The 8602-nt window shown below is 59.0% G+C and carries 9 protein-coding genes, 1 tRNA gene and 1 pseudogene; 1 reads left to right on the top strand and 10 read right to left on the bottom strand.

Translation table 11 applies throughout. The features are described from left to right. Positions 1-50: 50 nt before the first annotated feature. Positions 51-127, top strand: a tRNA-Met gene (locus tag DMO26_RS31220). A gap of 410 nt (positions 128-537) precedes the next feature. On the opposite strand, the gene DMO26_RS31215 is transcribed toward DMO26_RS31220, so the two are convergent. The 10 genes and pseudogenes from DMO26_RS31215 to DMO26_RS31175 form a co-directional block, all read right to left on the bottom strand. Beyond that, complete coding sequence (locus DMO26_RS31215) at positions 538-1068, bottom strand: DUF4142 domain-containing protein (RefSeq protein WP_117196198.1); 531 nt, start codon at positions 1066-1068, stop codon at positions 538-540. Positions 1069-1189: 121 nt separating this feature from the next. Beyond that, on the bottom strand, positions 1190-1633 hold the full coding sequence (locus DMO26_RS31210; protein WP_117196197.1) for a BA14K family protein: 444 nt from the start codon (positions 1631-1633) through the stop codon (positions 1190-1192). 106 nt (positions 1634-1739) lie between these two features. Then, entirely contained in the window at positions 1740-2651 is a 912-nt protein-coding gene (locus DMO26_RS31205) for an NAD(P)/FAD-dependent oxidoreductase (RefSeq protein WP_226951481.1), read from the bottom strand. 9 nt (positions 2652-2660) lie between these two features. Next, positions 2661-3836, bottom strand: a complete 1176-nt coding sequence (locus tag DMO26_RS31200) for a zinc-dependent alcohol dehydrogenase (RefSeq protein ID WP_117196196.1) — start codon at positions 3834-3836, stop codon at positions 2661-2663. Beyond that, positions 3833-4213: an SPW repeat domain-containing protein gene (locus tag DMO26_RS31195; RefSeq protein ID WP_117196195.1), complete on the bottom strand. Its 381-nt coding sequence runs from the start codon at positions 4211-4213 to the stop codon at positions 3833-3835. Before DMO26_RS31195 ends, DMO26_RS31200 begins: the two co-directional genes overlap by 4 nt. 69 nt (positions 4214-4282) lie before the next feature. Continuing rightward, a complete protein-coding gene (locus tag DMO26_RS31190) occupies positions 4283-5194 on the bottom strand; it encodes a PhnA-like protein (protein ID WP_117196194.1) in 912 nt (303 codons plus the stop codon). 258 nt (positions 5195-5452) lie between these two features. Then, a complete protein-coding gene (locus tag DMO26_RS33980; protein ID WP_162895138.1) occupies positions 5453-5599 on the bottom strand; it encodes a hypothetical protein in 147 nt (48 codons plus the stop codon). 571 nt (positions 5600-6170) lie between these two features. Next, a pseudogene (locus DMO26_RS31185) lies at positions 6171-7184 on the bottom strand (fatty acid desaturase); the annotation flags it as partial. Then, positions 7181-7423, bottom strand: a complete 243-nt coding sequence (locus tag DMO26_RS31180; protein WP_264319380.1) for a DUF4167 domain-containing protein — start codon at positions 7421-7423, stop codon at positions 7181-7183. The gene DMO26_RS31180 and the pseudogene DMO26_RS31185, both read right to left, overlap by 4 nt. 81 nt (positions 7424-7504) lie before the next feature. Then, positions 7505-8578: a sensor histidine kinase gene (locus tag DMO26_RS31175; protein WP_226951480.1), complete on the bottom strand. Its 1074-nt coding sequence runs from the start codon at positions 8576-8578 to the stop codon at positions 7505-7507. Between the last annotated feature and the right edge of the window lie 24 nt (positions 8579-8602).

The raw sequence follows: 8602 nt of genomic DNA, 5'->3' as shown, positions 1-8602 counted from the left end.
ATAGAGGTTTGCGCAAACCGGATAAGCCGCACAGCGGCTTACCCAGATGGCGCGGGGTGGAGCAGCCCGGTAGCTCGTCAGGCTCATAACCTGAAGGCCGCAGGTTCAAATCCTGCCCCCGCAACCACTCTACAGCACGCTAGACCACGCTAATTTACGATAGTCTGCGACATGCTATTCCCTTGAATAGATAGGTTCAAATCATGTTCGGGCCGCTTCGAAGTGGCAGCGGCCCTGACATGTCTGTTGTGCCGAAAATTCGTAGATCATATGCGGGTCGACGAGTAACGGTTTCAGCCACGTAGCGCGGCGGCTTTGCACCCATGGAGCTTGGACGTATTGCCCGCGTTCCAAAAGGCCGAGCGCTCAGGATTACGGGGGTTGGGCACCCGGGCTGCAGGCCGGGCGAACTGTATCGCACGGACCTTCCCTTCTCGCCCTAACCTGTGCCAGTACATCCGTGGTCACCATGGGCGGAGCATATGAAGTAGCGGGTGGCGTCGGTCAGCCGGACTTGAGGCGGACGACTTTTAACTGCTACTTTTCCAAATCCTGAGCCATCTTGTAATGATGCTCGAGCGCCGGCAGTGTCTTTGCAGCCCAGGCCTTCAGTTCCGGATTTTCGCCACCTTCAGCATAGCGCTTAAAGAGATCCACCGCGTCCTCGTGCGCGTCGACCTGATCGTCGAAATATTCCTCTTTGAACTCGTTGCCAGAAAGCTTGGCCAGGCCATCGACCTCTTCCTTAAGATCTTCCGTCAGCGCTGTTACCGGAGTTCCCTTGACTTTGCCACCGGCGAGCATTGCCTTCATCTCAGCACTCGTCTTCTCGTGATCGGTAATCATCTGCTGAGCGAAAACTTTGGTCTGCTCGTCGCCTTTCTGCACTGCAAGCTTGCTCGATTCGATTTCGAACATGTCGCTAGCGGATGCCTGCATGACGAAATCCTCTGTCGAAGGTGCCCTGCCGATCAAGGAATTGGCGCCGGTGCTTTCCGCCGTCGACTGGGCGAATGCCGAAGCGGACGCCGCGAGGATGACGGCTGCGGTAATGATGATCTTTTTCATGTCGGTACTCCTTGTTGCGGGCGACGAACACGATAGGGTCCGAATAGTTCCGCAAGAACGGCGAGGGAAGCCGGCCCTGCTGAACAGGACGAGCTCGGATAGCTAAGCAGCGGTGCTTGGATCAGTTTGGCGAAACGCATTGCGCCCGAACGCCGGCGCGCGGGACGTAGGAATTGTCCGAAGCGCGGTATGACTGATAGCGATTTGCGCACCACTGAACATGGCTTGATGCGCCACCATTGGAGCGCGGCTGGTTCGCAATTGCCCCGCCAATAATTGCTGCCGCACCGAACGCGGCTAACGGATACCAGAAACCGTCCGAGTGGCGACGATAGCCCGGCCTGCGGTCACGATAGCCACGTTGTCCATTGTAGTAGCCCTGGCGGCGATATTCGCGGCGATCGCGCATGTCGCGATCCCGGCGAAACTGTACTTCCTCGACTTGGCGGTTTGCCTGGTCAGGTTTTGCGACAGGCAACGGAACAGCAAATGCTGTGGTCATTGACGTGAGGCTGATCGCCACAGCCAAGGTCGCTGCGGACAGCGCTTTAGACAAATTTCTCATATTGGGGTTTCCTCGGTTACGAGAGGTAACCTCCCGCAGACACTATGGTTCCCTGAGGATGCCGCCTGCGTTAAGTCTTCGAGAACTCAGCCCAGCGGTGTCTTTTTTAGGTTCGCAGCATGATCCGCTTTTCGCAAAGATCGTTTCGGATCGTCGTCGCGGCAACCGAGGCCTGACCCATGGCACTGCTGATCTGATCCAGCCCCAGCACGACATCACCAGCCGCATACAGCCCGGCGACGGTTGTCCTCTGATGTCGGTCGACCTCGACGCATCCGACCTGCGTTCGCTTGGCGCCGAGTGCTCCTCCAAGCTCCGACCGGATATCGGATCCCATTGCCGGGTAAATCGTCTCGAACGTCATAGATGCCGCAGGCAGGCCGACGGTAATTCGTTTTTCCTTCAACTCGATTCCGGTGATCGGACCTGAGAAAACTTCGATTCCATGCCGCGCCAGCGTGGCCAACTGCTCCCGGCTCAGGTCGTGAGTATCTCGAGGTGATATCATGCTGACTCGGGAGGTAAAGCTCCGCAGGAACAGCGCTTCGTTCAAGGCTCGTTCGCCGCTACCGACAACGCCGACATTCTTGTCGGTGATCTCAAAACCGTCGCAGATGGGGCAGTACCGGATCAAGCCTTTCTCCAGAGCCTCCGTGTGGAGGTCGTCCGGCATAGGTAGCCGATGGTTGATAACGCCGGTGGCGAGCAACACGGCGCGCGCCTCGACGGATTCGCCATCCGCCATTGCAATGAAACCGTCCCCATTCCTTTCCAGGGAGGTCACCTCGGCGGCCCGAAACTTTGCGCCATAGCGTTCGGCCTGGAGCTGCATCTGTCGCACGAGATCGCGCCCGGCTATGCCTTCTGGATAACCGGCGTGGTTGTGCGTGATGGGGATGGACGCAGCGCGGCCTTGACCGTGATCCAGGACGAGCACGGTCAAGTGGAAGCGCGCCAGGTAGATGGCGGCGGTCAGACCGGCTGGCCCGCCGCCGATCACAAGGCAGTCATACATCATCACGTCTAATCATGCGGTCAGCACCACCTTGATGCAGTTGTCCTTCTTGTCGCGGAAGGTTTCGTAGAGGGCGGGCCCGTCCTCGAGCTTTGCCCGGTGGGTAATGATGAAGCTCGGGTCGATCTCGCCCTCTTCGATGCGGCGCAGGAGGTCGAGCGAGTACCGGTTGACATGAGTCTGGCCGGTTCGGATGGTCAGGCCCTTGTTCATCGCCGCGCCAAACGGGATCTTGTCGAGAAATCCGCCATAGACGCCCGGAACCGAGACGATCCCGCCGGGGCGGCAAGCCATGATCGCGGCGCGCAAGGCGTGTGGCCGGTCCGTGCCCAGCAGTGTAGCTGCCTTGACCTTGTCGATGACGGCGTCGAAAGACGCGGTGGCATGGGACTCTGCGCCAACAGCATCGATGCATTTGTCGGCACCGTGACCGCCCGTCATTTCCTTAATCCGGTCGGGAATGGTCGCATCCTCGTCGTCGAAATTGATGATCTCCGCGCCGGCCTGCTGCGCCAGCGCGAGGCGCTCCGGTACGTTGTCGATCGCGATGACACGGGCCGCGCCCTGCATCAGTGCGCTCTTGATGCAGAACTGGCCAACGGGGCCGCAGCCCCAGATTGCGACGATGTCGGAAGGCTCGATCTCACAGTTGGCAGCCGCCATCCAGCCCGTTGGGAAGATGTCGCCGAGAAACAGCGCCTGTTCGTCGCTCATGCCGTTCGGAATGACGATCGGCGAGACGTCGGCATAGGGCACGCGGACATACTCCGCCTGGCCGCCGGCATAGGCTCCGGTAAGGTGAGAATATCCGAACAGGCCCGCTGTCGGATAACCGAAAGCTTTCGTCGCGTTGTCGGCGTTGCGGTTGGTCCTTTCGCAGACAGACCAGTTGCCCTTGAGGCATTGCTGGCACTCACCGCAGCAGATGGTGAACGGCACGACAACCCGGTCTCCAACCTTCAGCTTCTTGTTGTCGCGGCCGACTTCGACCACTTCGCCCATGAATTCGTGGCCGAGGATGTCGCCCTTTTCCATGAAGGGGATGTATCCGTCCATGAGGTGGAGGTCGGATCCGCAGATCGCACAGGCGGTCATCTTGATAATGACGTCCCGGCCGTCCTCAATCGTCGGTTCCGGAACGCTATCGCAGCGGATATCGCCTTTGCCGTGCCAGCAGAGAGCTTTCATTGGATGATCTCCTTGTTGTCGTTGTGTTCGGCTGTCCCGGTCGCACGGATTTCCGTGGTCGCCACGAGGACGAGCGCGGCTACGCCGATGAGATAGTTGGGCCACCGGAGGTCCGGCGGGAAATCGAGGAGTGATGGCAAGGCCAGCATCGCGACGGCAAACACGATGTCCAGCAGCAAGTGGAAACGAACTCGAAGGTATCTGACCGCGCCAAGTTCGTAGTCCGTGATCAGGCTATAGAGAATGGCAATGACCCCCAAGGCAACCAACGTCATCCTCGTGGCGCCTTGGAGGCCCAGCACAAACGGCAGCGCGATGACGACGATACCCACGATATAGTCGATCACGCCATGCACGAGCGTAGGTATAAAGCGCATTTACTTCCTCCTTATGTCGCGAGTGAGTGTCGCGACGACGATACTGGGGCCAGTGCCCAGGTATGGCGGTCAGACAGACCGGCGGCCGGATGTCTCCATCGTGAGGACAGCGCGCTTTGTACCTGCCACTCCTCCGAACCATGATGCAGCCGCACCAAGTGCGAGGGCTAGGAACCCGAGGATGGCACCCGTCGAGACCGTCGTGGCTGCGACCTCGGCTGCGTTGACCGCCTGTTGCTTCGCTGCCGCCATGTTCTCGCGGTAAGTCTTTTCGTATTGTTCGACCTGGGTGCGCGCTTGGTCGACCGGAATGCCCTGTGCCCGCGAGATCGCGTCAGCGGCGCGCGTTCTCGCATCTTCAGCCGTTGCCTGATCTCCAGTCATGGCCGCCTGTACGGCCGAGACTGCCGCATCCTGAAGCGCCTTCGGATCGCTTCCCGTCGAGCCTCGGATCTGACGTTCGATGCCGGCCATGGGATCGGTGGCGCTCGCGAGCGAAGGTGCTGCGGTCATTGCCGCCGTCGCGGCGGTCTGCCCTACGCCGCCGATAACGCTGGACAGCCCGTTGAACGCGCCGCCGATCAGAGCGCCGACGGAGGTCGTCAGCATGTAGAGAACGACGAGAGTCGTGACCGCCCAAGTCGTCACGCCGTGATAGCCACCGGTCGATTTGCTGGGGCGACCAGAAAGTCGGCTGGCGAAATAGCCTCCCACGAAAGCCGCGACGATACCGGCAACCACGAACCAGAGGCCTCCGGCGATCGAAAACGTCGTTGCTTCCAGATTGTCGGAGGTGGCCGGATCGAGAACTGCTGCGCCGATGCCGACCCCGAGCAGATTGAGGAGGAACTGGATCGCGAGTGCGATGACGACTCCGGCGAAGATCGCGCCCCACGAGACCTGGTTCAACGCGGCCGTGGCCGAGGGATCGAGCGTATGGACCGTATCGTGGTGGAGATGAGTGGAAGTGGGTAGGGTCATCGGAGTGCTCCTGATTGGCTCCGCCATTGCGGTGCTCGCTAACCCGGCGCAGCCCGGCGAGTTCCATACGACTTTAAAGGAAAACGTCAGAAGCGAATTTCTTTGGGATTGTGTCGGAACTCCCTCATCGCAAGGGCCACCCGATGACTATTCCCGCCCGTTTCAATCGCGCGCGCCTGAACTGTGTTTATTGTCCGAAGATTTTACGGCCGCGGCATTCGGCGGCCAGCGCGTTGGTTTCACGTCGCTTCGCCACGATCAGCCATCTTTCTCGTTGCCCAAACGGTCGGCGGCCTTTCGCATTTGCTGCTCGGCTTGCTTCTTTAATTTTTCGCGGTTTTCGTCAGCGGTTTTGGGATCGCTGCGTGCCGCATCGCTTGTCGGATCGGTTTTTCTTTCCGTCATGAACAATTCCTTATCGCTGCGTTACAAAGGGCGCACGCAGGCCCTGGCCCTGGCGTCAATCGTCGCTCATCGAGGGAAGGTGGACTTCGACCTCCTGGCGTTGCTTGTCATCCATCGTCTCGATATTCTCTTTCCAGAATGCTTCCGCCTCAGCGGGCTCGTCCTCCCACTTTCGGGTGCTGACGATATTGTCATCGACCTTCGCGCGGCGGCGTCCGCCGAGCCGCAGATATTCTTCAGCCAATTTCAAGGACGGCGTTTTTTCGTCGTCGCGCTCGCCGCTCGCTTCCGGTTTGCCGTCAGTACCGAGGAGTGCAAGCAAAGCATCTCGTTCAGGTGTAAAGGGCTCCCGGGCTAAAAAGGTCTCCACGGGCGTTCGTGTTTCATGGCCGCCCGAGGGCAGATTGGCTTTGTGGAGAACAAAGCTTTTCCCGCTGGCCGCGTCTTTTTCGAGCAGCCATCGATCGCCATTCGCGCTGGCTGCAAATTCCTGCAATTTGTCCATGATGATGTCCTTTTGATTGATGTGGGCCGGATCGGCGGAAGGCGCTCGCTGATAAATCCCCTCTTCGGCCTCACGCAACGAAATCAACCGTTGCGCAGCTTCGTCCCAGAGAACGAGTTTGACGCAGCCAAGGCTTTCGCGAAGGCTGATCCGTCCAATATCTGCAAGTTCCGGGTAATCGCGCAGCACCTCCGGCAACCTGTAGAACGGTACCCGGCTCGACAGATGATGGACGTGGTGCATGCCGATATTGCCAGTCATCCATCGCAGCGGCCGAGGTAGATCGTAGTGCGAGGCGCCATGCATGGCGGCATGCGGGAACGCCCACTCCGGCGGCCTTGACCAGTGCGTATCTTCGAACTGGTGTTGAACGTAAAAAAGCCAAACGCCTGCCGATCCGGCAAGCAGCACGATCGGCAGATGGATCAGCAGGAAGGGAACGATACCGACAGCCCAGACAAGCAGGACAGCGAGTGCCGCGACGACGGCGTTGGTCGCCATCGTGGAAATCCACGGCAACGCGCCCGACCGCATCATGCCGAACGGCAATCTTTGCTTGATGAGAAAAAGGAAGGCGGGACCGACGCCGAACATGACGAGAGGATGGCGATACAGGCGGTAGCCGAGTTTTCCGCGAGGCGTCAGCGCGCGGTATTCAGCCACCGTCAAGGTGGTGATGTCGCCCACGCCGCGCTCATCGAGATTACCCGCCGAGGCATGATGTTCGGCATGGGCCCGGCGCCAGTAATCGTAAGGTGTGAGCGTCAGGACGCCGAGAGCGCGCCCGGTCCAATCGTCCCATCGCCGCCGGGCGAACAAGGAGCCGTGCCCGCAGTCATGTTGCAGCATGAAGAGCCGCAGAAGGAAACCGGCCGCGGGCAGCACCAGGATTAGGCCAATCCAGTAATTGAAATGAATGGCAGCCCAGGCCGCCGCCCAAAGGACGACAAACGGAATAAGGGTTACGGCCAGCTCATAGAGGCTTCGGCTCACGACGGGCTTTCGATAGCCGGAGAGGATCTTGAGCCAGGCTTTTTCGGGATCGCCGCCGCGGAGGCCGGCTGTCATCGTCGCGTTCATGGTCGATTGGCGTCTTTCTGTTCGGCAGCGCTGCGAAAGAAGTGTTCGGCGTGCTGGAGGTCATTTTCCGCGCCAATGCGATCGCCGGCGGAGATCTTGAGTTCGGCAAACTGCAGATGCTTCTTCTGTCGGTCTAGCAGATGTTGCCGGGACGGCGTGGCACTGCCTTTAAGGCGAGCTATATGTCTGTTGTTCATGAACATTCGAGCCGCGAGGCTCGCTCCTGATTGTTGAAAAATTCTTAGGCACTCTGCGGCAGGCGATCCGATGGAGCTGCCGCGGCTGAGCCTGCTGTCTTTGGTGCCTATGCTCGCAACACATCAAGAAGTGGGTTCCAAAGCATCCGCTTCCGTCTGGTATGTGCCGCTTAGGACAAACCGCACGCCATCGGGACAGTACGTCGTTTCGCCCTTGCCGGAAAAATAGGATGCGACGATCTGGTTCGTCAGGCGGGAGCCGAATCCGGTTTTCTTTGGTGGCGTCACTGGAGGCCCGCCTGTCTCCTGCCAAACAAATTCGAAACCGCGTGAGCCGGACGTCTCCCAACTGATCTTTATACAACCGGTCTCGTTCGACAGCGCACCGTATTTGAGTGCATTGGTCGCAAGTTCGTATACGGCAAGAGATAGGCCGATACCCTGTTGCGTCGAGACATGAAGCTTCGGGCCAAACACCTTGAGGCGTCCCGGGTCGTCCAGGTGGGCGTTCATGCTCTCGGCAACAGTATCTGCCACACTCACGTCGACAGGCGTTTCATTCAACATGTTCTGGGCTTTTCCAAGAGCTGCGATTCGGTGGGTAATCGTCTCGCGCGCCTGGTCGAGCGTTTCGGCATGTCGAAGCGTGGCGCTGATCACCGCGGTGGTCACAGCCATGGAGTTCTTGACCCTATGGACGAGCTCCCGGCGAAGAACCTCTTGCGCACGCAGGCTACGGACCATTGGCGTTGTGTTGACGGCAATGTCGATAAGGCCGGCAACATTGCCGTCACCGTCGTAAAGCGGGCTGTAGGAAAACGTCCAGAACGTCTCTTCCTCGTATCCATTGCGGTCCATGACGAGACGCATATTTTCGATATAGGTGCCTTTGCCGGACAGAGCTTCATCGACGAAACACTTCACATCGTCCCAGACGTCCGACCAGATCACTGAAAAAGGCTTACCGAGCGCGCCTTTTTCTTTCCCTCCCAGGAAAGGTTTATACGCATCATTGTACATTATATTGAGATCACTTCCCCAAAAGAGGCAGATCGCGTGACGCTGATGCAGCATCATCTGAATGACGGTCCGCAATGCCAGAGGCCAGGAGTCGATCGGGCCCGCACTGGTCTTGGCCCAATCGTAATTACGGATGGCCCGAGCCATATCACCTTCCGTCAGCAGGAAATCAGTCATACCCAATTCCAGTCATCGATAAGG

It is taken from the genome of Rhizobium terrae, from assembly GCF_003425685.1.
GTDB classification, from domain to species: Bacteria; Pseudomonadota; Alphaproteobacteria; order Rhizobiales; family Rhizobiaceae; genus Neorhizobium; species Neorhizobium terrae.
The sequence above is the reverse complement of the archived record's forward strand: the minus strand, read 5'-3'. Positions and strand labels throughout refer to the sequence as shown.